Origin of the sequence: Microbacter margulisiae (assembly GCF_014192515.1) — a bacterium.
Lineage (GTDB): Bacteria > Bacteroidota > Bacteroidia > Bacteroidales > Paludibacteraceae > Microbacter > Microbacter margulisiae.
This window is the reverse complement of record NZ_JACHYB010000001.1, coordinates 1,713,743-1,739,217: the sequence shown is the minus strand read 5'-3', so window position 1 is coordinate 1,739,217 and position 25,475 is coordinate 1,713,743. Positions and strand designations below refer to the sequence as shown.

Below are 25,475 nucleotides of genomic sequence, written 5' to 3'. Positions count from 1 at the left end.
CGTCTTTTTGAATAAGTCACTCTAAAGAAGATCTCCGATGAGTAAAGGATTTTTTGTTGATAAAAACGTGAAACCTGATGATACCGATCTCAAAGATGTGCTTGGCGAGGTTGGGTCACAATGGAATTTTCTGCTTCATCATCTAACAACCAACCTGTATTTGAAAGGAGATTTTAAATTTTACGGAGTAAATTATGGTTGGGCGCTACGTTTTACTAAAAATGGGAAATCCATTATTGCATTGTACCCTGATAAAAACAGATTTACGGTTCAGATTATTCTGAACGGGCATCAGGTTGAATATGCATTGATGCAAGATATCAGCAAACAGACAAGTAATCTAATCCGGGATACAGAGTTGATTCATGAAGGGAAATGGATTTATTTGTCTGTCAATAAATCAACTGATTTACGAGATATAGAGAAGCTGATCGATATACGTCTCAGAGTGGAATAATTCGATTCAGAGCCACAAATTCTTTGGGTAAAATTCAATTAGGTATGATAACGTTTAAAATTTGAAAGTATGGAACAGGCTAAAATTGATCTTTTTATTGCTACTATGCGTGATAAATTTCCGTCAACTGCACAAGCGGTTCTTTATTCCCAGCTTGAGAGTCTGGATGATAATAAATTTCTTCTGCTGCATTCGTTGAATTATAAACATCCGATCATTCTCTTTGTGATCTCAATTTGTTTTGGTTCCTCTGGCATTGATCGTTTTATGCTGGGTGAAACGGGTTTGGTATTTGGACGATTATTGATTGGTTTATGATTATTGGTAGAACCAAAGACCAAAATTTTAAGTTGTTTATGCAATATGCTACGTAAACAACTTCTAATTAATGCATTTATCTAAAATACAAGGCACCAATCCTCAATTGACGATTGGTGCCTTGTCCTTATGATAAAGGGTTTAGAATCCAAGTTTTTGACGGATTGGTTCCGGTACGGCAGCCTTGTTGATGGCAATGTCGATGGTTTTATAACGAACATATGCTTCCGAAACATACCAGATACCTTTGTATTTATTTTGTGTACCCCATGAATTTTTGACCATATAGTATTTGTTCCCATTCTGATCTTTGGCAATGCCGAAAATCTGCATACCATGGTCGTCTGTGGTTTCATAGTTATCAAATGCTTTTTGACGCATAGCTTGTGTGATAACTTTTTCAGGGACAGGTTTGGTAATTGTGTATACCAAATTTGCACGTTCTTTCGGGGTCATCCCGATCCATTTTGCTTCGTCTGTTCCAGCAGGGCACACATTAGGGTTTACATCAGGAACAATTCCGATGCCCTGACGGGTGAATCCTCGTTCGCTTACATCGGCAGCCCAGCCGACTGTGTATCCATGATTGATGGCATAATCGATGGTTGCCATCAAACTGTCAAGCGGAACGTTATAGGATTTAGCCCAACGCCAGTTGTCTTCAATTTCGAGTGCAAACGGATGATAAAACGGATGATGCGTAAACGATGTTATGGAAACATAATCGTCCATGTTCAAACCTAACGATGCAGCAAAAGATTTTGGTGTATATCGAACTCCTTTGTAAATGAATGTGTCGGGGATAGCGCCGAGATAGGCGGTTAAAATTCCTTTGAATCCATTGAACCATGCTGTAGAAAGGTGTTTGTTCGGATTTGCTATAATTGCATTCACATAAGCCAATGTTGTTGCATCCAATTCGCCATGGTTATTTAGTGTGTCTCCATAATCAAGACCTTCCATAATAGATGCTGGAACAATGCCATCTTTTTTGATAATGTCGAATACATCCCAGAATTCCCCACCGGGGCCAAAATTAAGCTTACCATGCATTCTGACGTATTTAATCGCTTTTTCCTGGTATTCATGATCAACGATAAACATTTCAGAGAGGTCATAAGCTGGTTTCCCCATACGTAACAATTCTGATTCAAGAAAACCTAACCCGGAATAGTCCCAGCAGGTACCTGAGTTGGCTTGGTTTTTGACAGATGTAATCGGATTGGCTTTAACGGTGGTGAATACAAAACCTTCTTCTGTCGGAGCTTTCTTTTTTTCGTGCGCCATCATCGTACCCACGATAAGGGTTAATACGATGAGTAAAGTCATTTTTTTCATAAACGGGTTGTTTTAATTAAAAATAAAAATTTGGATGATTGCTATGTTGTTTTGTCTTAATTGATTGATTTATTTTGCTTTGTATTATGTGATTTTGTTGGATGTCTTCTAAGGACCGACAAAGATAAAATTTCCTTTTTGAAAAACTGGCATATCCCTCTTTTTGCCACTGTTAAGAAAGTGTTTAATTGGCTTTAGGAATTGGTAAAAAGAACTTGTCCAATTGTTACTTTAAGCCTATATGGAACAGATAACCAACTTGATATGTTTTTTTATCCAAGTAAAATAAAAAAAAGCACTTATGGTTAGGCAATGTATAATTATTCCTGTAACTTTGCACACAAGGAACAATTAAAGAAATTATTCCGTAAATGTAATTCAATTAATCGGTTAGTAATGAAATGAGCAATCGATCATTCTCCAATATTGAATGAACTACGATGTAAATTTCACAAAACCTTGTCGTAAAAAAAATTACCACATGAAGCCATCACACATTGAGCACATTGGCATTGCCGTCAAAGATCTTGACGTTGCCATTCCGTACTACGAAAAGTTGTTGGGCAGCAAATGTTATGCTGTTGAAGAGGTCGTTGATCAGAAAGTAAAAACTGCTTTCTTCAAAATTGGTCAAACGAAGATTGAACTATTAGCTGCTACTGATCCTGAAGGGCCAGTAGGGAAATTTATTGAAAAAAAGGGGGAAGGCATTCATCACATTGCTTTTGCAGTTAAAGGTCTTCAGGAGCAATTAAATGTTTTAGCAGAGGACGGGATACAACTTATTGACAAATCACCGCGAAAAGGGGCTGAAGGCTTGAACATTGCTTTTTTGCATCCAAAATCTACATTAGGTGTTTTGACAGAATTATGTGAACAACCAAAATAAGGAAGTGACACATCAGACAATAAAGGAGAGTCGTTCTCCGTTTTATTAAGAATCTCATTTCTAATCAAAAATTTATTTCTTATGAGCAATCAACTCAATAAAGTACAAGAACTCATCGATTTGCGTGCGAAAGCACGTCTGGGTGGTGGTCAAAAGCGAATTGATTCACAACATAAAAAGGGAAAATACACTGCACGTGAGCGTATTGCCATGTTGCTTGACGAAGGTAGTTTCGAAGAATTTGACATGTTTTTGCAACACCGTTGCACCAACTTTGGCATGGAAAAAGAAAGCTATCTTGGCGATGGTGTTGTAACCGGAAGCGGAACTATCGAAGGTCGTTTGGTGTATGTTTTTGCACAAGACTTTACAGTATTTGGAGGATCTTTGTCTGAAACTATGGCTTTGAAAATTTGCAAAGTCATGGATCAGGCTATGAAAATGGGTGCTCCTGTTATTGGTATTAATGATTCAGGTGGTGCTCGTATTCAGGAAGGTGTCAATGCGTTAGCAGGTTACGGGGAAATTTTTGAACGTAATATTCTAGCTTCGGGTGTTGTGCCTCAAATTTCGGCAATTTTTGGCCCTTCTGCCGGCGGTGCTGTTTATTCACCTGCTTTGACTGACTTTACGATTATGGCTAAAGGGTCAAGCTACATGTTCCTAACTGGGCCTAAAGTTGTAAAAACCGTAACTGGAGAGGATGTTTCACAAGAACAACTGGGGGGTGCCAGCGTGCATGCCTCAAAATCTGGCGTAGCACACTTCGCTATTGACACTGAAGAAGATGGCATTTCTTTGATCCGTCATTTACTGAGCTTTATTCCTCAAAATAACATGGAAGAAGCTCCCCTGAAAGCATGTGAAGATCCTATTGATCGTTTAGAAGATGCTTTGAATGAAGTAATTCCAGATAATCCTAATAAACCATACGACATGTATGAGGTGATCGGAAGTATCATTGATAATGGAGAGTTTTTGGAAGTACATCGTGATTATGCACAAAATATTATTGTTGGATTTGCGCGCTTCAATGGCATGTCTGTCGGAATTGTAGCTAATCAACCAAAAGTTTTGGCAGGAGTTCTTGATTCAAATGCTTCACGCAAGGCAGCCCGTTTTGTTCGTTTCTGTGATGCATTTAATATTCCTTTGGTAACATTGGTTGATGTACCTGGATTTTTACCTGGAACTGGTCAAGAATATAATGGTGTTATTGTACATGGAGCTAAGCTGTTATATGCTTATGGTGAGGCCACTGTACCAAAAGTTACAGTAACCTTGCGCAAAGCGTATGGTGGCGCATATATTGTAATGAGTTCAAAACATTTGCGTAGTGATATCAACTATGCGTGGCCTTCTGCTGAAATTGCTGTAATGGGTGCTTCCGGTGCTATTGAAGTTCTTTACGCAAAAGAAGCTGCTAATGCAGAAGACCCTGCAGCATTCGTAGCTCAAAAGGAACAGGAATACCGCGATGCTTTCTCAAATCCATATAATGCTGCACGTTATGGTTATGTTGATGACGTGATTGAACCGCGTAATACTCGTTTCCGTGTTATTCGGGCATTACAACAATTGGCTACGAAAAGACAAATAAATCCAGCGAAAAAACATGGTAATCTTCCATTATAATTTCTAAAATTGAGGATTATGAAAAAAGAAGAAGTAGACAAAACTGCTTTGGCTGCCATTGGATTGGCTTTACACGAAATGGCAGAGGAAGTACATGATGTTGAAAGCAATGTGCTTACTATTCAGTACAACAACTTTGGTTATTCTCCATGGAGTTCTAAAGTCCTGTTGATGCGTCAACCCATATTTGTAAAAAAACGTTGATTAACTTTGTCCTCGATATTTGTTTGGAATAATAATGAAGAACAATCGAACCAGGTGAAATCACTTAAAAAATTATTTTTGCATGAAAGAATATTCTTATAAAATTAATGGAGAGGAATATAAAGTCAACATTATCAGTGTTGAAGATTCCGTTGCTTCGGTCGAAGTAAATGGTGTTGCTTATCAGGTTGAAATGGAGAAACCGGTTAAAGCAGCTCCTCAAGCTATTGTACGTCCTGTCGTAGCTGCTGCTTCACAGGTAGCTCATGTACCGGCTGGAGAAGTTGCTGGTGCTATTAAATCGCCACTACCAGGAGTCATTCTTGATATTGCTGTCAAAGTAGGAGATGCAGTGAAGGCAGGTCAGAAAGTTATGGTACTTGAAGCTATGAAAATGGAAAACGTTATTAATGCTGACCGTGATGGTAAAGTGGTGGAGATTAAAGTAGCTAAAGGCGACTCTGTACTTGAAGGCGTTGATCTGATGGTTATCGGATAAATGTTATGTAACATTCATTGTATGTTTTGCATAAAAACATGTAACAAAAAAAAGAGGAAGATAGCTTCCTCTTTTTTTTGTTACATTTGCAGCGATGCTTTTCTGAATCTTGTATGTTACAGATCAGGGAGTATCTCTTTTTTATTCAGAAGATTCAAATTAAAAACGCATGCAGGCAACTTCTCTTAGTGCTTTAATCAATTGGGATAGACATCTTTTATTAACCATCAACGGCTGGCACAGTCAATGGGCTGATTCTTTTTTTTGGCTCATCTCTAGCCGTTTATTTCCTGTGGTTTTGTCGCTTTTACTGATTTTTTATTTGTGGAAAAATAATGGCATAAAAGCGTTAGTTTATATCGTTTTCCTGGCTTTGACGATTGCTTTGGCAGATCAACTTGCCTCGGGTTTAATCAAACCATTGGTGGCAAGATTGAGGCCTACGCATGATCCGGCAATACAATCCATGGTGCATTTGGTTCATAATTACCGTGGAGGATTGTATGGATTTGTCTCCTCGCATGCGGCCAATACTATGGCAGCTTCTTTCTTTGTTACTTTATTGATCAGAAAACGGTTATTGGCTTTTCTCTTTTTTCTCTGGGCAGCAGTGACTTGCTATTCACGCATGTATTTGGGTGTACATTTCCCATTGGATGTGTTAGGCGGTATTGTGGTTGGTTTTTTCTCCGGAGGATTTGTGTATTATTTTATGACTTCTATCGCCCACCATTTTAGAAGGATACAATGGCTTGCTACTCCTGCTCGCATGCCTTTTAAAGACGAATTGGCATTTTTTTTAATTGCAATTGGCTTCAGTCTCATAGTACTCCTTTCCTGCATGTATTATTAAAAAAAGAAGCGACTAATCACAAGTGATTGCCACTTCTTTTTTATAGATTCGGAATTAAATGCGAGGTAATGACTGAAAATTATTAAATGAAATTAGAGTGACATTAAGCGTAACCATCTCTTTAATGGCCGCTGCAACTTTTTCATTCAAAATAGCTTCAAAATACTTTTCTGCTTGTCCTTCTTTTTTCAGTGTCTCTTTAGCATATTCAGCCAGTAGATCTTCAGGGAAATTGGTTATCCCATATTGAGCATATTGTGCTTTCAACATCCGTTTTGCATACGATTCCAAATCTTGTTGCTCAACTTTGATTTCATTTTTGACAGCAAGTTGATTTCGGAAAAGTTGCCATTTGAGTACATCCAACATGCCACTGAATTCTTTTTCAATGATTTCTTCTGTGATATCTTTGTTGGTTTTTAGCAACCATCTTTTCAAAAAGGCTTCAGGGAATGCCACATTAGTTAATTGGTTCAATACATATGCACGTGCGTCGTCCTCAAAACGATAGAGGCTGTTTTCTTCCATAATGACCTGGATGGATTCTTTTTCTTTTTCACGTGCTTCTGTTTCACTTGAGACCACTTCTTTCCCATATACTAAATCAAAAAACTCCTGATCTAACGGATGAGGTTGAAAATGCGAAATTTTTTGAATAGTGAAAATAAAGTCTGATGCAAAGTTTGCAATATTTTCTTTTTCTACATTCAATAGTGTAGCTGCATCTTGTTCATTAACAAAAGCGGTAAGCGGGTTGAATGTGATTACATCGCCGATCTTTTTCCCAATAAATAAAGCCTTCTGCTCTTCTTTTAGAAATGCAGAAGATATATTAGCTTCTTCGACCAAATATTTTTCTGTAGCGCCTGAAATTTCTTCCAGGCTTCCTGTGATTAAATCTTTTTCTTCAACGATTTCACTATCAACATTAGAGCCTAAATTGTTTTGCAGACTTTGAATGTGTTCATCGATCATTTCACCATTTATCTCGATATTGTAATAGGAGATAGAGTCGTTTTTACTAAGTTCCAGGTTAATCTCAGGAGCCACAGCAAAATCGAAAACAAATTCGAATGATTCATCCGTGTCAAAATTGATTGTTCCTTGGTTGGTTTCGTTCGGCAATATTTCTCCCAATAGGTTCAGATTATTTTCGCGAATATAATTATCTAGTGCTTCACTGACAATCTTATTTACTTCCTCAGCCAAAATAGCTTTCCCATACATTTTTTTCAGTAAGCCTACCGGTACCATTCCCGGACGAAATCCGGGAACATTAGCTTTGCGTTTGTACTCTTTTAATGTTTTCTCAACCTTTTCGGCATAATCCGTTGAGGAGATTTGCACATATAGTTGTGCGTTTAATGCATCAGTGTCTTTTCTGACGATATTCATCTGAAAATAATTTTTTAGTTTAAAACAGAGTGGAACTAAATGCTAAACGAATTGGGCAAAAATAGTCCAGATATAAATAGTAACAATTATTTTTTTGTTGGTGTCATTTCTTCTCCATCATACGCCCATATGACATAGGCTGCTCCCCAGGTAAAGCCTCCCCCAAAAGTAGTAAGAATGATTTTATCTCCCTTTTTCAGTTTAGGCTCCCATTCGGCAAGGCATAATGGCAATGTTGCAGCCGTTGTGTTCCCAAATTTTTCTATGTTTACCATCACCTTTTCTTTAGGAACTCCCATTCGGTTAGCCACAGCATCAATAATACGTAAATTAGCCTGATGAGGAACAACCCAAGCAATATCATCGTGAGTCAGGTTATTCCGTTCCATAATTTCAGCTGATACATCAGCCATGCGTGTGACAGCATATTTAAATACTACCTGTCCCTCTTGATAAATATAATGTTGTCGGGCATCAATAGTTTCGTGAGACGCCGGAAATACTGATCCACCAGCTTTTAGGTGTAAGTGAGGATATCCCACACCGTCAGTATATAGTTTTGCATCTATCAATCCTACTTCTTCTTCCGTGGGTTCTAATAAGACTGCTCCTGCACCATCACCAAATAAAGGGCACGTGCTTCTGTCTGTATAATCTACGAAGGAAGACAATTTATCCGCTCCGATTAAAATTACTTTTTTGTATTTTCCGGATTCAATCAAAGCGGCAGCATTTTCTAATCCAAATGTAAACCCTGAGCACGCAGCACTCAGATCAAATGCGTATGCATTTTTAATACCAACCCGTTCTGCAGCTAAAATCGCAGTAGATGGAAAATTGTGATCAGGAGTAACTGTAGCACAGACAATTGCGTCAATTTCTTCAGGCTTTGTATGAGTTTTTTTGAGCAGTTGCTCTATGGCTTTGGCAGCCAGGAAAGAGGTGCCTAATCCTTTTTCTTTCAGGATATGACGCTCTTTGATGCCAATACGTGTCATAATCCACTCATCGGTGGTATCTACCATACGCGAAAGCTCGTCGTTGGTTAGGACATAATCGGGAATGTACATCCCTATTCCTGTGATTTTGGCAAAAATCTTATTCATGAGGAATTTGGTTAGTGATTAATATAATCGTTTTTGAATTCACATAGCTGACTGTTAAAATGTAAATATGCAAACAGTTGCTTGTGTAATGTGCAGATCAGATACTGTAAATGAAACGAGTATGTTGTAAAAACGAATGATATATGTTATCAAACATGCATATTCATTTATTCAAGGCTAATGGAAAAGCTATCGGATAAAAAATGCCCTAAAAACAGCAGGGTTTTAGGGCATTTTTTAATCTGTGTCAGCACAAAAAGCTAACGTAGCCCTTATGCAGTTGCTAATTTTTCGATTGCCAATTTACCACGATAATAACCACAAGCACCACAAACAGTGTGATAAATGTGCATCGCACCACAATTTGGGCAAACGGTTAATGTTGGCGCAACTGCTTTGTCATGCGTTCTTCTTTTTGCTGTACGTTGTTTTGAATGTTTTCTTTTTGGATGTGCCATTTTTATATCAGTTTTAGTCGTTATCTATTAAATCTTTCAACTTACTCCACCGTGCATCATATTCTTGTTCGTTTTGTTCTGAATAAGATTCGTTGTCGTCAGTTGATAGATCCTCCTCCGATTCATCAGATCTTTTTGTCGTGTGTTTTCGTAATTGCGTTGTCATTGCTCTGTTGCATTTTCCAGGAGGATGCACATGCTTCATAGGAATAGCCAAAGCTATAAACTCATACAAAAACCATGCAACATTGATTTCTCCTTCGTCTTCAGGCACAATCACAACATCCGAACCTTCTTCAGAAAAAGTTTTGCCAAATTTGACCAATAACTTTTCACGTATTGAGACTGGCTGTTCCATGTCGTCTAAACATCGATCGCAGGGAACAATGGCAATCCCATTTATATCAAACATGAGTTCGTAGCCTGTACTGTTTTTTTTAGCGACAACAACAGCCAGAAGATTACCTTTCCGTACTTCAGCGCTATCTATCTTTGCGAAATAATCATTATTTAAATCGTATTTAAATGTATGACTACCAGCAGTAATTGCTTTTAAAGGAATCGAATATGCTTCAAATTTTCCCACAGTTCATGCAACAATAAAAACCGTGCAAAGGTATATAAAAATCTCTGTACTTTAATCATAGGATTGCGCTTTTTTCTTGAAAGTGTGCCGTTTTAACAGATGTCCTTTGTTATATAGTTGTTTCAAGGCTATTATTTTTGTCTTGTTGTGCGTCCAAATAAAACGTACTCACAAAGCAATAATAATTTTGTTTATAATATCTTGTCGTTTTGTAGAAAGAAGAAATGCCTGGATAACATGATGTAGCTATTAACCATACTTGCCTGAAATAAATTGGTAAAATAATTTTTTCATGATGTTGTACAATTCAGAACCTTTCCTTACCTTTGCAGCCACAATTCATTAAACATTTAACAAAACTTGATTTATTGATATGATTGTAGTTCCTGTAAAAGAAGGCGAGAACATTGAAAAAGCCTTGAAGAAGTTCAAAAGAAAATTTGAAAAAACCGGGGTGGTAAAAGAATTAAGAAGACGCCAAGCCTTCTCTAAGCCTTCTGTAGAGCGTCGTGAAGAATTGATTCATGCGGCTTATGTTCAAAAATTGCAGCAAAATCAGGAATAAAATCATCCTTCCTTTGCGTTTTTAGGTTATCTTTGTAGCAATTCCTTTGCTTCTATGATTAACCGTTTCTTGCAATATTTACGGTATGAGAAAGGATTTTCGTCTCATACCGAGATGTCGTATCGTACAGATTTAATCCAATTTGCCGGTTTCGTATCTCATGACGTTGAAGCCTTTGATCCGTCGACTGTAACTTCGGATGAGATACGCGCATGGATTGTTCTTCTTTTAGAAGAAGGAGATTCCCCCCGTTCTGTAAATCGAAAAGTCTCGACTCTTAAGTCCTTTTATCGATTTTTGAATCATTCATTATTGCTCAACCATAATCCAACTAAAAAGATTGTTTCTCTCAAAACAAAAAAGCCACTTCCCTTGTATTTTAAGGGAAAAGAGATTAATTTTGTCAGTAGCAATATGCTCGAGAAAACTTTTGAGGAAGCAAGAGATAAGTTGATCATTGAAATATTGTATCAAACGGGGGTTCGTTGTTCGGAGCTGATTGGCATTAAAGACTCTGATATTGATTTTGACCGGAAAACTTTACGCGTTCTTGGCAAGCGAAACAAAGAGCGTCTTATCCCATTTGGAGAGACACTGCGAAATGCTATCAGAAAATATATGACTCTTCGAGATGAAGCTATTGATCATCCTGCTGAAAGATTGATCACATTAAAAACTGGAGTTCCGGTTTATTCGAAGCTCATATATAATAAGGTACACAGTGCTTTTTCTGGAGTAAGCACATTGACGCAGCGCAGCCCACATGTGTTAAGGCATACATTTGCTACGACCTTGTTAAATAATGGAGCCGAGCTGAATGCTGTTAAAGAATTATTAGGCCATAGCCACCTGTCAGCTACTGAAATATATACGCACACTACGTTTGATCAAATACAAACCATTTATAAACAAGCCCATCCAAGGGCACAAAAAAGGAGGCACCCATGACTGTTAACATTCAATCCATTAAGTTTGAAGCTACACAAAAACTGCAAGAGCATATTACGAAAAAAGTAACAAAGCTCGAACATTTTTTTGATGATATAATTACATCTGATGTTATTTTGAAAGTGGTAAAGCCTGAAACAATAGCAAATAAAGAAGCATCAGTTCGTATTAATGTGCCAGGACAAGAACTTTTTGCCTCAAAGGTGTGTGATTCTTTTGAAGAAGCGGTTGATACTGCAGTCGAAGCACTTGAAAAACAAATCATGAAATACAAAGAAAAAATTAAACAGTAATTTCCCTGAAGATTAATTTGTTATATAGTGTATTTTTAAATAGTGATTAGTCTAAGATGAGAATAGGGAGCGTGTATTCGTAATTTTTTTTGTAGAAAAGAGAAATAAGATTTTGTACTTCCAAAAAAAAGGCATACATTTGCAAGCCGTTTTAGCAGTGAAAGTTAAAACGGCTTTTAATTGGTATTAACGAGGAATTTACATAGATATATGGCTTTGAATTTTTCAAAAAAACTATGTGAATCTGAATTGCGAAGATTAAAAATATAAAGGGCAGTTACCAGAGTGGCCAAATGGGGCAGACTGTAAATCTGCTGGCGATGCCTTCGGTGGTTCGAATCCATCACTGCCCACGTAAAAATTTATTGCGGGAATAGCTCAGTCGATAGAGCATCAGCCTTCCAAGCTGAGGGTCGCGGGTTTGAGTCCCGTTTCCCGCTCAAAGGCAAAGTAAGTTTGCCGTTTTTTGAAATAAATCAACCTTGTGATGTTAAGGTTGGTGTGAATGAGAAACAGCATTTTGCTGTTGTAGCTCAGCGGTAGAGCACTTCCTTGGTAAGGAAGAGGTCATGGGTTCAAGTCCCATCAACAGCTCAAAGAACGATGAGACCCACATCTATTTATTAATAAAATAATTTTCTGAGTTATGGCAAAAGAACATTTTAACAGGACGAAACCGCACGTTAATATCGGTACCATTGGACACGTTGACCACGGTAAAACGACGTTAACGGCTGCTATTACTACTGTATTAGCAAAAAGAGGACTTTCAGAAGTACGTTCGTTCGATTCTATCGATAACGCACCTGAAGAAAAAGAACGTGGTATTACCATCAATACTGCTCACGTAGAATATGAAACTGCAAATCGTCACTATGCGCACGTTGACTGTCCGGGCCACGCTGACTATGTAAAAAACATGGTTACGGGTGCTGCTCAAATGGATGGTGCAATCATTGTGGTAGCTGCAACAGATGGTCCTATGCCTCAAACGCGTGAACATATTCTTTTGGCTCGTCAGGTAAACGTTCCGAAACTAGTCGTTTTCATGAATAAATGCGACATGGTAGATGACCCAGAAATGCTTGACTTGGTAGAAATGGAAATGCGTGAATTGCTTTCATTCTATGAATTTGACGGTGATAATACTCCTGTTATTCGTGGTTCCGCATTAGGCGCTTTGAATGGCGTTGCACAATGGGAAGATAAAGTGATGGAATTGATGGATGCTGTAGATACATGGATTCCTCTGCCAGCTCGTGAAATTGATAAGCCATTCCTGATGCCGGTAGAAGATGTCTTCTCGATCACTGGTCGTGGTACTGTTGCTACAGGGCGTATTGAAACCGGAATTATTAAAACAAGCGAAGAAGTCCAAATCATAGGCTTAGGAGCTGAAGGGAAGAAATCAGTAGTTACTGGTGTTGAAATGTTCCGCAAAATTTTGGATGAAGGACAAGCTGGTGATAATGTAGGTTTATTGCTCCGAGGTATTGATAAAGATGAAATTAAACGTGGTATGGTAATTTGCCACCCGGGTAAAGTAAAACCGCATACACGCTTTAAAGCTCAAGTATATATCTTGAAAAAAGAAGAAGGTGGTCGCCATACTCCTTTCCACAATAAATATCGTCCTCAATTCTATATCCGTACGTTGGACGTTACTGGTGAAATTACTCTTCCTGAAGGAACTGAGATGGTAATGCCTGGTGATAACTTGACCATTACGGTTGAATTGATCTATCCGGTTGCATGCGACTTAGGTTTACGTTTCGCTATTCGTGAAGGTGGCCGTACAGTTGGTGCTGGACAGATTACTGAACTTCTTGACTAATTAAATCGATCTATTGATCTGATGTATTTATTATTTAGATTGTTAGATTTGATATAAAAATTATTTTGAAGATCCTGACATGAGAATTACTTGTCAGGATCTTCAATCCTAATCAAACAGTATTTCTATATAAACTGTTTATTTTTACGGGTCTAGCTCAGTTGGTAGAGCATCGGTCTCCAAAACCGAGTGTCGTGAGTTCGAATCTTACGACCCGTGCATTTAAAGAAAACTACTTGCTATGAACAAAGTAATTAATTACGTTAAGGAGTCTTACACTGAACTCGTTCATAAAGTAACATGGCCAACATACAAAGAACTTACTAACAGTGCTGTAGTTGTATTAGTTGCTTCCCTAATTATTGCATTGGTAGTATGGCTTATGGATTTAGGGTTCGAGAACATCATGAAGATTATTTACAAACAGATTATTTAAGGAGAACTTATGGCTGAGACTGCACATAAATGGTATGTTCTTCGTGCCATAAGCGGGAAGGAGCATAAAGTGAAAGAGTATATTGATGCAGAAATCAAGAATACAAATCTTGGACAATATGTATCTCAGGTACTCATTCCAACCGAAAAAGTTGTGCAAGTTCGCAACGGAAAACGTATTACCAAGGAGAAGAGCTATTTACCGGGTTATATTTTGGTAGAAGCAAATTTAATTGGTGATATTGCGCATCGATTGCGGCAAATGCCTAATGTTCTCGGGTTCCTCGGTGAACGCAATGATACGCCGACACCTTTACGATCTTCTGAGGTTAATCGTATTTTAGGGGCGATGGATGAATTACAAGAGGCAGGCGAAGAACTTGACCTGATTTATTCAGTTGGTGAGAACGTAAAAGTGATCATTGGACCCTTTACAGGCTTCAGCGGTGTAGTGGAAGAAGTAAATAATGAAAAGAAGAAGCTCAAAGTAATGGTGAAAATCTTTGGGCGAAAGACTCCTTTGGAATTAGGTTTCTTGCAGGTAGAAAAAGAGTGATTGTGGTTACGCATGATTCACTCTGGTATTAATTATTAAATTTCAAAACAATGGCAAAACAAGTTGCAGGACTTATTAAATTGCAGATAAAAGGTGGTGCCGCAAATCCATCACCCCCTGTTGGCCCGGCTTTAGGATCAAAAGGGATCAATATTATGGAGTTTTGTAAGCAATTTAATGCCAGAACTCAAGAAAAGGCAGGAAAGATTTTGCCTGTGGTCATCACCTATTATACTGATAAATCCTATGATTTTGTTGTAAAGACTCCACCGGTTGCTATTCAACTTCTGGAAGCAGCAAAACTTAAAGGAGGTTCAGCGGAACCCAACCGTAAAAAGGTTGCAGAAATAACATGGGAGCAAGTTCAGCAAATCGCTCAGGATAAAATGATCGATTTGAATTGCTTTACAGTTGAGTCTGCAATGAGTATGGTGGCGGGTACTGCACGTAGTATGGGGATTACCATTAAAGGACAACTACCCGGAAATAATTAAAAACTTTCGACATGAGTAAACTAACGAAAAATCAAAAGTTGGCAAATAGCAAAGTTGAAGCCGGGAAATCCTACTCTCTTAAGGAAGCATCTGCTTTGGTAAAGGAGGTTACTTTTACTAAATTTGATGCATCCGTTGACCTCGATGTGCGTTTAGGCGTAGATCCACGAAAAGCCAATCAAATGGTTCGTGGTGTCGTTTCGCTTCCACACGGAACGGGAAAACAAATTAGGGTTCTCGCATTATGTTCACCTGACGCAGAAGCTGACGCTCAAGCTGCAGGAGCAGACTTTGTTGGTTTGGACGAATATATTGAGAAAATCAAAGGCGGATGGACTGATATCGATGTAATTATTACCCAGCCGGCAATTATGGGAAAAATTGGCGCTTTAGGACGTGTATTAGGCCCTCGTGGTTTGATGCCAAATCCTAAAAGTGGCACAGTTACAAACGATATTGCTACAGCTGTGAAGGAAGTAAAACAAGGTAAGATCGATTTCAAGGTTGATAAAAACGGAATTGTTCATGCTTCTATCGGAAAAGTGTCGTTTGATGCTGATAAACTCGCTGATAATGCAAAAGAATTCATTCAAACGCTTATCAAACTGAAACCGGCAACGGCAAAAGGTACCTACTTGAAAAGCATTTATCTTTCAAGTACAATGAGTCTTGGTGTAAAAATTGACCCTAAATCGGTTGAAGAAAACTAAAAAAGTTGTATTATGAAAAAGGAAGATAAAAGCGTTATTATAGAGTCCATTAAATCAACATTGGAATTATATAGTCATTTCTATGTGACTGATAGCGAGGGATTAAATGCGGAAGAAACGAGTAAATTAAGAAAAGCATGCTATAACAAGCAAATTAAATTTTTGGTTGTAAAGAATAAATTGCTTATTAAAGCGCTCGAATCGACTGAAACTGATTTCTCTCCTTTGTTTAGTTCATTAAAAGGTTCGACTGCTTTATTATTGTCGAATACAGGTAATGAACCTGCAAAATTGATTAAGGAATTCAGCAAAACAAGTAAAGTTGAAAAGCCGGTATTGAAAGCCGCTTTTGTAGAACAAAGCTTTTATGTTGGTGCTAATCAATTGGATGCATTGATTAATGTTAAGAGTAAAGACGAACTTATTGCTGATGTTATTGCTTTGTTGCAATCCCCGGCCAAGAACGTTGTATCCGCACTTCAATCAGGAGGCTCCACTCTCCATGGCGTATTGAAAACGCTATCGGAACGATAAAATCAACTTATAAATAAATTGAAACTATTAAAAATAACTCATCATGGCAGATTTGAAAGCATTTGCAGAACAATTGGTTAACTTGACTGTTAAAGAAGTAAACGAATTGGCAGAAATTTTGAAAAACGAATATGGCATTGAACCAGCAGCTGCTGCTGTTGCTGTTGCAGCTCCTGCGGCAGCAGGTCCTGTCGTTGAAGAAAAAACATCATTTGATGTTATCTTGAAAGCTCCAGGCGCAAATAAATTAGCTATTGTAAAATTAGTTAAAGAACTGACAGGTCTTGGACTGAAGGAAGCTAAAGATTTAGTTGATGGTGCTCCGAATCCAGTTAAAGAAGGTGTAACGAAAGATGAAGCTGAAGCTTTGAAAAAGCAATTAACTGACGGCGGCGCTGAAGTTGAAATTAAATAGTATCTCATTGATAACTAACGATTTGGTTTAGAGTCTCATTCAGATGAGATTCTAAACCTTTTTGCGTATTAATGAATATTTGTAGTACACAAGTTGCTACAGTTTAGCAAGATAAGATTAAAAAAGCTTTCCCTTTGGCTGTATATAGATATTACAGTGATGTTATATCGTCTAAAGATAGATGAGATAAAGAGCTAAATAATCTATATTTTCTTGCTATCAGCTTTGCTCGGTAAACGTCTAAATGAGAATTGACTTTCAAGTTCAACCAAACTTTCCTTCCCAATGATTTCCAACAAACCAAACCAAAGAGTTAACTTTGCTTCATTTAAAAGTCCTTTAGATTATCCTGATTTTCTTGAAGTTCAATTGAAATCTTTCCAGGATTTCTTCCAGTTGGACGCTCCTCCCGAAAAACGGAAAAATGAAGGTCTTTTTAGTGTTTTTGCGGAAAATTTTCCTATTTCAGACACACGGAATAATTTCGTACTCGAATTTTTGGATTATTTTATTGATCCTCCTCGTTATACGATTCAAGAGTGTCTTGACAGAGGCCTTACTTACAGCGTTCCGCTGAAAGCAAAATTAAAATTATATTGTACCGACCCGGAACACGAAGATTTCGACACGGTTATTCAAGACGTTTATTTAGGGACAATCCCTTACATGACTGATAAAGGCACATTTGTCATTAATGGAGCTGAACGTGTAGTCGTTTCTCAATTACACCGTTCACCGGGTGTCTTTTTCGGGCAAAGTGTACACACTAACGGTACAAAACTCTATTCTGCACGGATTATTCCATTTAAGGGTGCTTGGATTGAGTTTGCTACTGACATCAATAACGTGATGTATGCGTATATTGATAGAAAAAAGAAATTGCCTGTAACCACCTTATTACGTGCTATCGGTTATGAGGGCGATAAAGATATTCTAGAGATTTTTGACCTGGCTGAAGAAATTAAGGTTAACAAAAGTAGCCTTAAGAAAGTAGTTGGGAGAAAACTGGCAGCACGAGTTCTTAAATCTTGGAATGAAGATTTCGTTGATGAAGATACTGGTGAAGTTGTATCCATCGAACGAAATGAAGTTATCATTGACCGGGAAACAATTTTAGAAAATAAGCATATTGATTCTATTATTGAATCTGGTGCCCAAACTATTTTGTTGCACCGTGAAGAACAGAATCAAAATGATTTCTCGATCATTTATAATACATTACAAAAAGACCCCAGCAACTCAGAAAGAGATGCTGTGTTGTATATTTATCGTCAGTTGAGAAGTGCAGAACCGGCTGATGATGCTTCTGCCCGTGAAGTTATCAATGGCTTATTTTTCTCTGAAAAACGTTATGATTTGGGAGAAGTGGGTCGTTATCGCATCAATCGGAAGTTGAACCTGAACACTGATATGGATGTAAGGGTTCTTACGAAAGAGGACATAATTGAAATTATTAAATATTTAATCGAGTTGATCAATTCAAAAGCAGAAGTGGATGATATTGATCACTTGAGTAACCGTCGGGTGCGTACAGTTGGTGAACAGTTGTATAATCAATTTGGAGTAGCTTTATCACGGATGGCACGCACTATTCGCGAGCGTATGAATGTTCGTGATAATGAAGTGTTTACTCCAACTGACCTGATTAATGCTAAAACTATTTCGTCGGTTATTAATACATTTTTTGGAACAAATGCGTTATCACAGTTTATGGATCAAACTAATCCATTAGCTGAAATAACGCATAAGCGAAGATTATCTGCGTTGGGGCCTGGTGGGCTTTCTCGGGAAAGAGCTGGCTTCGAAGTACGAGATGTACACTATACGCATTACGGACGTTTGTGTCCTATTGAAACACCTGAAGGACCAAATATCGGACTGATCTCTTCTTTGTGCGTTTATGCTAAAATTAATGAGTTGGGATTCATTGTGACACCGTATCGAAAAGTTGAAACTGGTAAGGTAGACATGGATCCAAATGATATTGTATATCTGACAGCTGAAGAAGAAGACGGAAAAATTATTGCGCAAGGGAATGCTCCGCTGAAAGAAGATGGTGCGTTTATTCGATCTAAAGTAAAAGCGCGTAAAGACGCAGACTATCCTGTCGTTTCTCCTGATGATGTGAATTTAATGGATGTGTCTCCAACACAAATTGCTTCTATTGCAGCTTCTTTAATTCCATTTTTGGAACATGATGATGCTAACCGTGCTTTGATGGGTTCGAACATGATGCGGCAGGCTGTTCCTTTATTACGTTGTGAATCTCCTATTGTAGGAACTGGTATAGAAGGTCAAATTATACAGGATTCCCGTTCGCAAGTAACGGCTGAAGGAGAAGGCATTGTTGAGTTTGTTGATGCTCAAAGAATTGTGATCCGATATGATCGTACTGAAGAGGAGGACTTCATTCATTTTGAGGACTCTGTGAAGGAATACCTGATCCCAAAGTTTCAACGTACTAATCAAGAGACAACCATTGACTTGCGTCCAATTATTTCCAAAGGTGAACGAGTTACTAAAGGTCAAATCCTGACCGAAGGTTATGCGACCGAGAAAGGTGAGCTGGCATTAGGGCGTAATTTAAAAGTGGCTTTTATGCCTTGGAAAGGATACAATTTTGAGGATGCTATCGTGCTCAACGAGCGTGTAGTAAGAGAAGATTACTTCACCTCTGTGCACGTATCTGAATATTCTTTGGAAGTCCGCGAGACAAAACGGGGGATGGAAGAATTAACAGCTGATATACCTAATGTTAGTGAAGACGCTACCCGAAATCTTGATGAGACCGGTATTATTCGTATAGGTGCACAAGTAGTGCCAGGAGATATTCTGATTGGTAAAATTACGCCAAAAGGAGAATCAGATCCATCTCCTGAAGAAAAGTTGCTACGTGCTATTTTCGGGGATAAGGCTGGTGATGTGAAAGATGCATCTCTGAAGGCTTCCCCATCTTTACGTGGTGTAGTCATTGGTAAGAGTTTGTTCTCCCGGGCTATGAAAAACCGTAAATCAGGTCTTGCAGAAAAAGCGGTTCTTCCGAAATTAGAAGAAGAATTCGAAAAAGAAGCCTTGCAGCTCAAGAATCGGTTAATTGAAAAATTAGTTGCATTAACACAAGGGAAAACTTCACAGGGAGTAAAAGATTTTTTGGGCAATGATTTAATTCCGAAAGGAAGTAAATTCACTCAGAAAGCAATGAACGAAATTGATTTTACTACTGTTCATGTAAGTCGTTGGACGACAGATAATCATCGGAATGAACTCATTCAATCGTTGATTGTTAACTATCTGAAGAAGTATAAAGAGCTTGATGCACAATTAAAAAGGAAGAAGTTTAATATTACGATCGGTGATGAACTGCCTGCAGGTATTGTACAATTAGCTAAGGTATATATAGCAAAGAAGCGGAAAGTCAGAGTAGGGGATAAGATGGCGGGTCGTCACGGAAATAAAGGGATTGTTTCCCGTATTGTTCGGGAAGAAGATATGCCTTTCTTGGAAGATGGAACTACGGTTGATATAGTATTGAATCCGCTTGGTGTACCTTCTCGTATGAACCTTGGTCAGATTTTTGAAACTGTACTGGGTTGGGCAGGGCAAAATTTGGGTGTGAAATTTGCAACTCCAATTTTTGACGGTGCTACTTTGGACAATCTGAATGAATGGACAATGAAAGCCGGATTGCCCAATTATGGTAAAACATATCTTTATGACGGTGGAACGGGAGAACGTTTTGACCAACCTGCAACTGTAGGGGTTATCTACATGTTGAAGCTTGGCCATATGGTTGAAGATAAAATGCATGCACGATCTATTGGTCCATATTCGCTTATTACACAACAACCATTGGGGGGTAAAGCTCAATTTGGTGGACAGCGTTTTGGAGAAATGGAAGTTTGGGCTTTGGAAGCTTTTGGAGCTGCTCATATTTTACAGGAGATATTGACTGTTAAGTCTGATGACGTTATGGGACGAGCTCGCTCGTATGAATCTATTGTGAAAGGTGAACCAATGCCCACACCAGCACTGCCTGAGTCTTTGAATGTGTTATTGCATGAATTGCAGGGATTGGGACTTAGTGTGAAATTGGAGTAATTCCGTCGTGGGTTGCACGGTTTAAATGACAAAAACCTTCATTCAACGAGATCTGAATTAAATCTTCAAACAAAAAAAGAGTGCTTGCAACAATTTTGAAAGTTGAGCGAGTAATTAAAATTCATATAATATGGCTTTTATCAGAGAAAACAAGATAAAGAGCAATTTCAGTAAAATATCCATCGGGTTGGCTTCTCCTGAAGAAATTTTGGAAATGTCACACGGTGAAGTGTTAAAACCTGAAACGATAAATTACCGTACATACAAACCTGAGCGCGATGGTTTGTTTTGTGAAAGAATTTTTGGCCCGGTACGCGATTATGAATGTCATTGTGGCAAATATAAACGGATTCGTTACAAAGGAATTGTTTGTGATCGATGTGGCGTTGAAGTAACCGAAAAGAAAGTTCGTCGTGAACGTATGGGGCATATTTCATTAGTAGTACCCATTGCTCATATTTGGTACTTCCGTTCATTGCCGAATAAAATAGGATATTTGTTGGGGATGTCAACAAAGAAGTTGGATTCCATTATCTACTACGAGAAATATGTAATTATCCAATCCGGTATTCTTGAAGGAAAAGAAAATATGGAGCAAGGCGAATTGTTGTCAGAAGAAGAGTATCTGGATATTTTGGATACCCTTCCTCGTGAAAATCAACTTTTGCCTGATACTGATCCAACAAAGTTTATTGCTAAAATGGGCGCAGAAGCTATCTATGATTTATTGAAAAACATAGATTTGGATGCCCTTTCTTATGAATTACGACACATTGGAAGCACCACTAACTCGCAACAAAAGAAGACAGAAGCTTTGAAGCGTCTGCAAGTAATTGAATCATTCAGAGCATCACGTCAACGAAATAAACCTGAATGGATGATTCTGAAAGTCCTTCCGGTTATTCCTCCGGAGTTACGTCCTTTGGTACCATTGGATGGGGGACGTTTTGCTACTTCCGATTTAAATGATTTGTATCGTCGCGTTATCATTCGTAATAATCGTTTAAAACGACTGATTGAGATTAAAGCCCCTGAGGTAATTCTTAGAAATGAGAAACGTATGTTACAGGAATCGGTTGATTCATTGTTTGATAATTCGAGAAAGGCAAGTGCCGTTAAAACTGATTCAAATCGTCCTTTGAAATCATTATCAGATAGTTTGAAAGGGAAACAAGGCCGTTTTCGTCAAAACTTATTAGGAAAACGTGTAGACTATTCTGCCCGTTCTGTTATTGTTGTTGGTCCAGAACTTAAAATGCATGAATGTGGCTTGCCCAAAGATATGGCAGCTGAATTATATAAGCCATTTGTTATTAGAAAATTAATTGAGCGTGGTATCGTTAAAACGGTTAAATCAGCTAAGAAGATTATAGACCGGAAGGAACCTGTTGTTTGGGATATTTTGGAATATGTTATGAAAGGACACCCAGTGTTGCTTAACCGTGCTCCGACATTGCACCGTCTGGGGATACAGGCTTTTCAACCCAAAATGATTGAAGGTAAGGCTATTCAATTGCACCCATTAGCATGTACAGCGTTCAATGCCGACTTTGATGGAGACCAGATGGCTGTGCATCTTCCACTTGGTAACGAAGCTATTGCTGAAGCTCAAATGTTAATGTTGGCTTCACATAATATTCTGAATCCTGCTAATGGAGCTCCAATTACTGTCCCTTCCCAAGACATGGTATTAGGTCTATATTATATAACCAAATCACGTCCTGGAGCTAAAGGAGAGAGTATGATTTTTTACAGTACGGAAGAAGTCGAAATTGCCTATAACGAAGGTCGGGTGGCTTTGCATGCACAGATTAAAGTGCGGGAGAAGGACCTGGATGAAAATGGGGAGTTGGTTGAAAAGTTGATTGATACAACTGTTGGTCGGGTTATTTTTAATAAAAGCGTACCCAAAGAAGTTGGTTTTATCAATGAAGTTCTATCAAAGAAATCACTTCGCGATATTATTGGAAACATTATCAAAACCTGTGGTGTTGCCGTGACAGCGAAATTTTTGGATGACATTAAGGATTTAGGTTACCAAATGGCTTTCAGAGGTGGCTTGTCATTCAATTTAGGCGATGTGATTATTCCTGCTGAAAAAGAAGTTTTGGTACAAGAAGGATATGACGAGGTGGAAGAGATCATGAATAATTATAACATGGGTTTTATCACTTATAATGAGCGTTATAATCAAATCATTGATACATGGACCCACGTCAATTCTAAATTGTCCAATATTTTGATGAAACAGTTATCTTCTGATAACCAAGGATTTAATTCTGTGTACATGATGTTGGATTCTGGGGCTCGTGGATCTAAAGAACAGATTCGACAGCTTTCAGGCATGCGTGGTTTGATGGCTAAGCCTCAAAAATCAGGTGCAGAAGGAGGTCAAATTATTGAAAATCCGATTTTGGCAAACTTTAAAGAAGGCCTTTCTGTATTGGAATATTTTATTTCAACTCATGGTGCCCGTAAGGGTTTGGCTGATACAGCTTTAAAAACTGCTGATGCTGGCTATTTGACACGTAGGTTGGTAGATGTTTCTCAGGATGTAATTATTACGGAAGAAGATTGTGGTACATTACGTGGTTTAACTGCAGTTGAATTAAAAAATAACGAAGAAGTTATTGCTTCTCTGTATGAAAGAATATTAGGACGCGTATCATTGCACGACATCCAACATCCGTTGACTGGTGAAATTATTGTCAGGTCTGGTGAAGAAATAACAGAAGATGAAGCGAGAATTATTCAGGATTCGCCTATCGAACGAGTAGAAATTCGATCCGTTTTGACGTGTGAATCAAAAAAAGGTGTTTGTGCAAAATGTTATGGACGTAATTTGGCGACTGGAAAAATGGTTCACAAAGGGGAAGCTGTGGGTGTCATTGCTGCCCAGTCGATTGGAGAACCTGGTACTCAGTTGACATTGCGTACATTCCACGTGGGTGGTATTGCATCAAATATTGCAGCAGAATCCAATATCAAATCACGTTACGATGGTATTGTGGAATTTGAAGAGCTACGGGTTGTTGATGCAGTGGATGAACAAAATAATCCATATCAGGTAATTGTAGGACGTCTTACCGAACTTAGAATTATTGATCCTCGAACTAAGATTGTTTTAACCAATCAACATATTCCGTATGGTTCAAAATTATATGCAAAACAAGGTGATTTGGTTTCTAAAGGGCAATTAATATGTGAATGGGACCCATTCAATGCTGTGATCATTTCAGAAATGGGTGGAAAGCTTGAATTCCAAGATATTATTGAAAATGTAACTTATAAAGTTGAATCTGACGAGGCTACAGGATTACGTGAAAAGGTAATTATTGAATCAAAAGATAAAAACAGAATTCCTACCGTTCACGTTGTCGGTGAAGATGGTTCTATGTTGCGCAACTATAGCTTGCCCGTGGGAGCACACTTAGTGCTCGATGAAGGAGATATGATCAAAGCAGGGCAATTACTTGTTAAAATTCCCCGTGCTGTTGGTAAGGCTGGGGATATCACAGGCGGTCTTCCTCGTGTTACTGAGCTATTTGAGGCTCGTAATCCATCGAATCCAGCTGTGGTCGCTGAAATTGATGGTGAAGTTTCGTTTGGTAAGATTAAACGAGGGAATCGAGAGATTGCTATTACTTCAAAAATGGGAGAAATTAAAAAATATCTTGTTCCACTTTCAAAACAAATCCTTGTACAGGAAAGTGACTATGTACGTGCTGGTACGCCACTTTCCGATGGTGCTATTACACCTGCTGATATCTTGGCAATTAAAGGTCCGACTGCTGTACAAGAATATATTGTTAATGAGGTGCAGGATGTATATCGCTTACAAGGTGTGAAAATTAATGATAAGCATTTTGAAGTAATCGTGCGTCAGATGATGCGCAAAGTTTTGGTAGAAGATCCAGGTGATACACGTTTTCTGGAACAACAAATGGTTGATAAAAATGAATTTTTTGAAGAAAACGATCGCTTGTGGGGTAAAAAGGTAGTTGTGGATCCTGGAGATTCTCAACTATTAAAGTCAGGTCAGATTGTTACTGCTCGTAAGCTGCGTGATGAAAATAGCTCTTTGAAACGTAAAGACTTCAAGCTAGTTGAAGCACGTGATGCAGTTCCTGCAACGTCAAGTCAGGTTCTTCAGGGAATTACCCGTGCTTCATTGCAAACGACAAGCTTTATGTCGGCAGCTTCCTTCCAGGAAACAACCAAAGTTTTAAATGAAGCGGCTATTTCAGGTAAAATTGATAAGCTGGAGGGCCTTAAAGAAAATGTTATTTGCGGCCATTTAATTCCTGCAGGAACAGGTCAGCGTGAATTTGATAAGCTGATCGTTGGATCAACTGATGAATTGGATCGAATTAATGAAGCACGAAAAGCATTGCTACCAGAAGAAGTATAAGTCCAATTATTTGACTAGTCCTAAAAAACCGTTACAGGTTTATTGAACAAAAATACTCTTTTTATCAAACCTTATCAAGGCTAGCCTTGATAAGGTTTTGCTTTTTATAATTTCTAATTTTTATTTCTTTTTGGCAGTGCATCTGTTCAGGTGTTTTCATGTAACACGACCAGTGTGGCCTTTGTGTATTGTAAATATGAACAGCATCTTCTACCAATAATTTCATTGTTTTGATATCTACCAGATAATCCTCCAGAAAAAACTCCTGTTTTAATATCCCATTTACCCTCTCAGCTATCGCATTGGCATAAGGGTCATAATGCTCAGTCATACTTGGTATAATCTTTTTCTTTTTAATGATTATCCGCAAAGCGACCTGTAGAAAAAGAGGCCAGAATTACGGTTGAGTTTGTAATAAAAAGTTCTCAATATATTTGTATAATT

The 25,475-nt window shown here is 38.2% G+C and carries 25 protein-coding genes and 4 tRNA genes; 23 read left to right on the top strand and 6 right to left on the bottom strand.

The features are described from left to right. Positions 1-37: 37 nt before the first annotated feature. A complete protein-coding gene (locus FHX64_RS07075; RefSeq protein WP_183413076.1) occupies positions 38-457 on the top strand; it encodes a DUF3788 family protein in 420 nt (139 codons plus the stop codon). Between the two features lie 69 nt (positions 458-526). After that, positions 527-775 carry a hypothetical protein gene (locus FHX64_RS07070; RefSeq protein ID WP_183413075.1) on the top strand — a complete coding sequence of 83 codons (249 nt, stop codon included), beginning with the start codon at positions 527-529 and terminating at the stop codon, positions 773-775. Between the two features lie 141 nt (positions 776-916). On the opposite strand, the gene FHX64_RS07065 is transcribed toward FHX64_RS07070, so the two are convergent. Next, positions 917-2,113, bottom strand: coding sequence for a C1 family peptidase (locus FHX64_RS07065; protein WP_183413074.1), 1,197 nt, complete (start codon positions 2,111-2,113; stop codon positions 917-919). 481 nt (positions 2,114-2,594) lie between these two features. Here FHX64_RS07065 and mce point away from each other — a divergent pair, with 481 nt between their 5' ends. The 5 genes from mce (at position 2,595) to FHX64_RS07040 (ending at position 6,193) form a co-directional block, all read left to right on the top strand. Continuing rightward, positions 2,595-3,002, top strand: a complete 408-nt coding sequence (gene mce, locus FHX64_RS07060; RefSeq protein WP_183413550.1) for a methylmalonyl-CoA epimerase — start codon at positions 2,595-2,597, stop codon at positions 3,000-3,002. Between the two features lie 81 nt (positions 3,003-3,083). Continuing rightward, positions 3,084-4,637 (top strand): acyl-CoA carboxylase subunit beta, encoded by a 1,554-nt coding sequence (locus tag FHX64_RS07055; RefSeq protein ID WP_183413073.1) that lies wholly within the window; start codon positions 3,084-3,086, stop codon positions 4,635-4,637. 18 nt (positions 4,638-4,655) lie between these two features. Next, positions 4,656-4,841 (top strand): hypothetical protein, encoded by a 186-nt coding sequence (locus tag FHX64_RS07050; RefSeq protein ID WP_183413072.1) that lies wholly within the window; start codon positions 4,656-4,658, stop codon positions 4,839-4,841. Positions 4,842-4,923: 82 nt separating this feature from the next. Then, positions 4,924-5,340: a biotin/lipoyl-containing protein gene (locus FHX64_RS07045; protein WP_183413071.1), complete on the top strand. Its 417-nt coding sequence runs from the start codon at positions 4,924-4,926 to the stop codon at positions 5,338-5,340. Between the two features lie 169 nt (positions 5,341-5,509). Then, on the top strand, positions 5,510-6,193 hold the full coding sequence (locus FHX64_RS07040) for a phosphatase PAP2 family protein (RefSeq protein ID WP_183413070.1): 684 nt from the start codon (positions 5,510-5,512) through the stop codon (positions 6,191-6,193). 54 nt (positions 6,194-6,247) lie between these two features. On the opposite strand, the gene tig is transcribed toward FHX64_RS07040, so the two are convergent. The 4 genes from tig to FHX64_RS07020 form a co-directional block, all read right to left on the bottom strand. Next, entirely contained in the window at positions 6,248-7,588 is a 1,341-nt protein-coding gene (tig, locus tag FHX64_RS07035) for a trigger factor (protein WP_183413069.1), read from the bottom strand. A gap of 86 nt (positions 7,589-7,674) precedes the next feature. Then, a complete protein-coding gene (locus tag FHX64_RS07030; protein WP_183413068.1) occupies positions 7,675-8,694 on the bottom strand; it encodes a beta-ketoacyl-ACP synthase III in 1,020 nt (339 codons plus the stop codon). Between the two features lie 272 nt (positions 8,695-8,966). After that, on the bottom strand, positions 8,967-9,152 hold the full coding sequence (rpmF, locus tag FHX64_RS07025; protein ID WP_183413067.1) for a 50S ribosomal protein L32: 186 nt from the start codon (positions 9,150-9,152) through the stop codon (positions 8,967-8,969). A 13-nt stretch (positions 9,153-9,165) separates the two neighbouring features. Beyond that, positions 9,166-9,738 carry a YceD family protein gene (locus FHX64_RS07020; protein ID WP_183413066.1) on the bottom strand — a complete coding sequence of 191 codons (573 nt, stop codon included), beginning with the start codon at positions 9,736-9,738 and terminating at the stop codon, positions 9,166-9,168. A 373-nt stretch (positions 9,739-10,111) separates the two neighbouring features. Here FHX64_RS07020 and rpsU point away from each other — a divergent pair, with 373 nt between their 5' ends. The 16 genes from rpsU (at position 10,112) to rpoC (ending at position 25,031) form a co-directional block, all read left to right on the top strand. Next, complete coding sequence (gene rpsU / locus FHX64_RS07015; RefSeq protein ID WP_183413065.1) at positions 10,112-10,303, top strand: 30S ribosomal protein S21; 192 nt, start codon at positions 10,112-10,114, stop codon at positions 10,301-10,303. A 54-nt stretch (positions 10,304-10,357) separates the two neighbouring features. After that, entirely contained in the window at positions 10,358-11,251 is an 894-nt protein-coding gene (locus FHX64_RS07010; protein ID WP_183413064.1) for a tyrosine-type recombinase/integrase, read from the top strand. Further along, on the top strand, positions 11,248-11,544 hold the full coding sequence (hpf, locus tag FHX64_RS07005) for a ribosome hibernation-promoting factor, HPF/YfiA family (protein ID WP_183413063.1): 297 nt from the start codon (positions 11,248-11,250) through the stop codon (positions 11,542-11,544). Before FHX64_RS07010 ends, hpf begins: the two co-directional genes overlap by 4 nt. A 271-nt stretch (positions 11,545-11,815) precedes the next feature. Then, a tRNA-Tyr gene (locus tag FHX64_RS07000) sits at positions 11,816-11,897 on the top strand. 14 nt (positions 11,898-11,911) lie between these two features. Continuing rightward, positions 11,912-11,984, top strand: a tRNA-Gly gene (locus FHX64_RS06995). An 82-nt stretch (positions 11,985-12,066) separates the two neighbouring features. Beyond that, positions 12,067-12,138 (top strand) — tRNA-Thr (locus FHX64_RS06990). 52 nt (positions 12,139-12,190) lie between these two features. Continuing rightward, positions 12,191-13,378 (top strand): elongation factor Tu, encoded by a 1,188-nt coding sequence (gene tuf / locus FHX64_RS06985; protein WP_183413062.1) that lies wholly within the window; start codon positions 12,191-12,193, stop codon positions 13,376-13,378. Positions 13,379-13,524: 146 nt separating this feature from the next. Then, a tRNA-Trp gene (locus FHX64_RS06980) sits at positions 13,525-13,597 on the top strand. Between the two features lie 22 nt (positions 13,598-13,619). Continuing rightward, positions 13,620-13,814, top strand: a complete 195-nt coding sequence (gene secE / locus FHX64_RS06975) for a preprotein translocase subunit SecE (RefSeq protein WP_183413061.1) — start codon at positions 13,620-13,622, stop codon at positions 13,812-13,814. 9 nt (positions 13,815-13,823) lie between these two features. Further along, positions 13,824-14,369, top strand: coding sequence for a transcription termination/antitermination protein NusG (gene nusG / locus FHX64_RS06970; protein ID WP_183413060.1), 546 nt, complete (start codon positions 13,824-13,826; stop codon positions 14,367-14,369). Between the two features lie 50 nt (positions 14,370-14,419). Then, positions 14,420-14,863, top strand: a complete 444-nt coding sequence (gene rplK / locus FHX64_RS06965) for a 50S ribosomal protein L11 (RefSeq protein ID WP_183413059.1) — start codon at positions 14,420-14,422, stop codon at positions 14,861-14,863. Between the two features lie 11 nt (positions 14,864-14,874). After that, positions 14,875-15,573 carry a 50S ribosomal protein L1 gene (gene rplA / locus FHX64_RS06960; RefSeq protein ID WP_183413058.1) on the top strand — a complete coding sequence of 233 codons (699 nt, stop codon included), beginning with the start codon at positions 14,875-14,877 and terminating at the stop codon, positions 15,571-15,573. 12 nt (positions 15,574-15,585) lie between these two features. Next, positions 15,586-16,107 carry a 50S ribosomal protein L10 gene (gene rplJ, locus FHX64_RS06955; protein WP_183413057.1) on the top strand — a complete coding sequence of 174 codons (522 nt, stop codon included), beginning with the start codon at positions 15,586-15,588 and terminating at the stop codon, positions 16,105-16,107. A gap of 43 nt (positions 16,108-16,150) precedes the next feature. Beyond that, positions 16,151-16,522, top strand: a complete 372-nt coding sequence (gene rplL, locus FHX64_RS06950; protein WP_183413056.1) for a 50S ribosomal protein L7/L12 — start codon at positions 16,151-16,153, stop codon at positions 16,520-16,522. Between the two features lie 285 nt (positions 16,523-16,807). Then, a complete protein-coding gene (gene rpoB / locus FHX64_RS06945) occupies positions 16,808-20,620 on the top strand; it encodes a DNA-directed RNA polymerase subunit beta (protein WP_183413055.1) in 3,813 nt (1,270 codons plus the stop codon). Positions 20,621-20,750: 130 nt separating this feature from the next. After that, positions 20,751-25,031 (top strand): DNA-directed RNA polymerase subunit beta', encoded by a 4,281-nt coding sequence (rpoC, locus tag FHX64_RS06940; protein ID WP_183413054.1) that lies wholly within the window; start codon positions 20,751-20,753, stop codon positions 25,029-25,031. Positions 25,032-25,095: 64 nt separating this feature from the next. On the opposite strand, the gene FHX64_RS06935 is transcribed toward rpoC, so the two are convergent. Continuing rightward, the gene (locus FHX64_RS06935) at positions 25,096-25,401 is read right to left on the bottom strand and encodes an integrase core domain-containing protein (RefSeq protein WP_343053493.1); all 306 of its coding nucleotides are present in this window, start codon (positions 25,399-25,401) and stop codon (positions 25,096-25,098) included. Positions 25,402-25,475: the final 74 nt, after the last annotated feature.

Coding starts and splice junctions, on each gene's coding strand:
- rpoC (WP_183413054.1), top strand. CDS start 20,751: ATGGCTTTTATCAGAGAAAACAAGATAAAGAGCAATTTCAGTAAAATA.
- FHX64_RS07040 (WP_183413070.1), top strand. CDS start 5,510: ATGCAGGCAACTTCTCTTAGTGCTTTAATCAATTGGGATAGACATCTT.
- FHX64_RS07030 (WP_183413068.1), bottom strand. CDS start 8,694: ATGAATAAGATTTTTGCCAAAATCACAGGAATAGGGATGTACATTCCC.
- rpoB (WP_183413055.1), top strand. CDS start 16,808: ATGATTTCCAACAAACCAAACCAAAGAGTTAACTTTGCTTCATTTAAA.
- tuf (WP_183413062.1), top strand. CDS start 12,191: ATGGCAAAAGAACATTTTAACAGGACGAAACCGCACGTTAATATCGGT.
- FHX64_RS07050 (WP_183413072.1), top strand. CDS start 4,656: ATGAAAAAAGAAGAAGTAGACAAAACTGCTTTGGCTGCCATTGGATTG.
- FHX64_RS07045 (WP_183413071.1), top strand. CDS start 4,924: ATGAAAGAATATTCTTATAAAATTAATGGAGAGGAATATAAAGTCAAC.
- hpf (WP_183413063.1), top strand. CDS start 11,248: ATGACTGTTAACATTCAATCCATTAAGTTTGAAGCTACACAAAAACTG.
- FHX64_RS07070 (WP_183413075.1), top strand. CDS start 527: ATGGAACAGGCTAAAATTGATCTTTTTATTGCTACTATGCGTGATAAA.
- nusG (WP_183413060.1), top strand. CDS start 13,824: ATGGCTGAGACTGCACATAAATGGTATGTTCTTCGTGCCATAAGCGGG.
- FHX64_RS07075 (WP_183413076.1), top strand. CDS start 38: ATGAGTAAAGGATTTTTTGTTGATAAAAACGTGAAACCTGATGATACC.
- FHX64_RS07065 (WP_183413074.1), bottom strand. CDS start 2,113: ATGAAAAAAATGACTTTACTCATCGTATTAACCCTTATCGTGGGTACG.
- rplL (WP_183413056.1), top strand. CDS start 16,151: ATGGCAGATTTGAAAGCATTTGCAGAACAATTGGTTAACTTGACTGTT.
- FHX64_RS07055 (WP_183413073.1), top strand. CDS start 3,084: ATGAGCAATCAACTCAATAAAGTACAAGAACTCATCGATTTGCGTGCG.
- mce (WP_183413550.1), top strand. CDS start 2,595: ATGAAGCCATCACACATTGAGCACATTGGCATTGCCGTCAAAGATCTT.
- rpmF (WP_183413067.1), bottom strand. CDS start 9,152: ATGGCACATCCAAAAAGAAAACATTCAAAACAACGTACAGCAAAAAGA.
- rplJ (WP_183413057.1), top strand. CDS start 15,586: ATGAAAAAGGAAGATAAAAGCGTTATTATAGAGTCCATTAAATCAACA.
- rpsU (WP_183413065.1), top strand. CDS start 10,112: ATGATTGTAGTTCCTGTAAAAGAAGGCGAGAACATTGAAAAAGCCTTG.
- secE (WP_183413061.1), top strand. CDS start 13,620: ATGAACAAAGTAATTAATTACGTTAAGGAGTCTTACACTGAACTCGTT.
- FHX64_RS07010 (WP_183413064.1), top strand. CDS start 10,358: ATGATTAACCGTTTCTTGCAATATTTACGGTATGAGAAAGGATTTTCG.
- rplK (WP_183413059.1), top strand. CDS start 14,420: ATGGCAAAACAAGTTGCAGGACTTATTAAATTGCAGATAAAAGGTGGT.
- tig (WP_183413069.1), bottom strand. CDS start 7,588: ATGAATATCGTCAGAAAAGACACTGATGCATTAAACGCACAACTATAT.
- rplA (WP_183413058.1), top strand. CDS start 14,875: ATGAGTAAACTAACGAAAAATCAAAAGTTGGCAAATAGCAAAGTTGAA.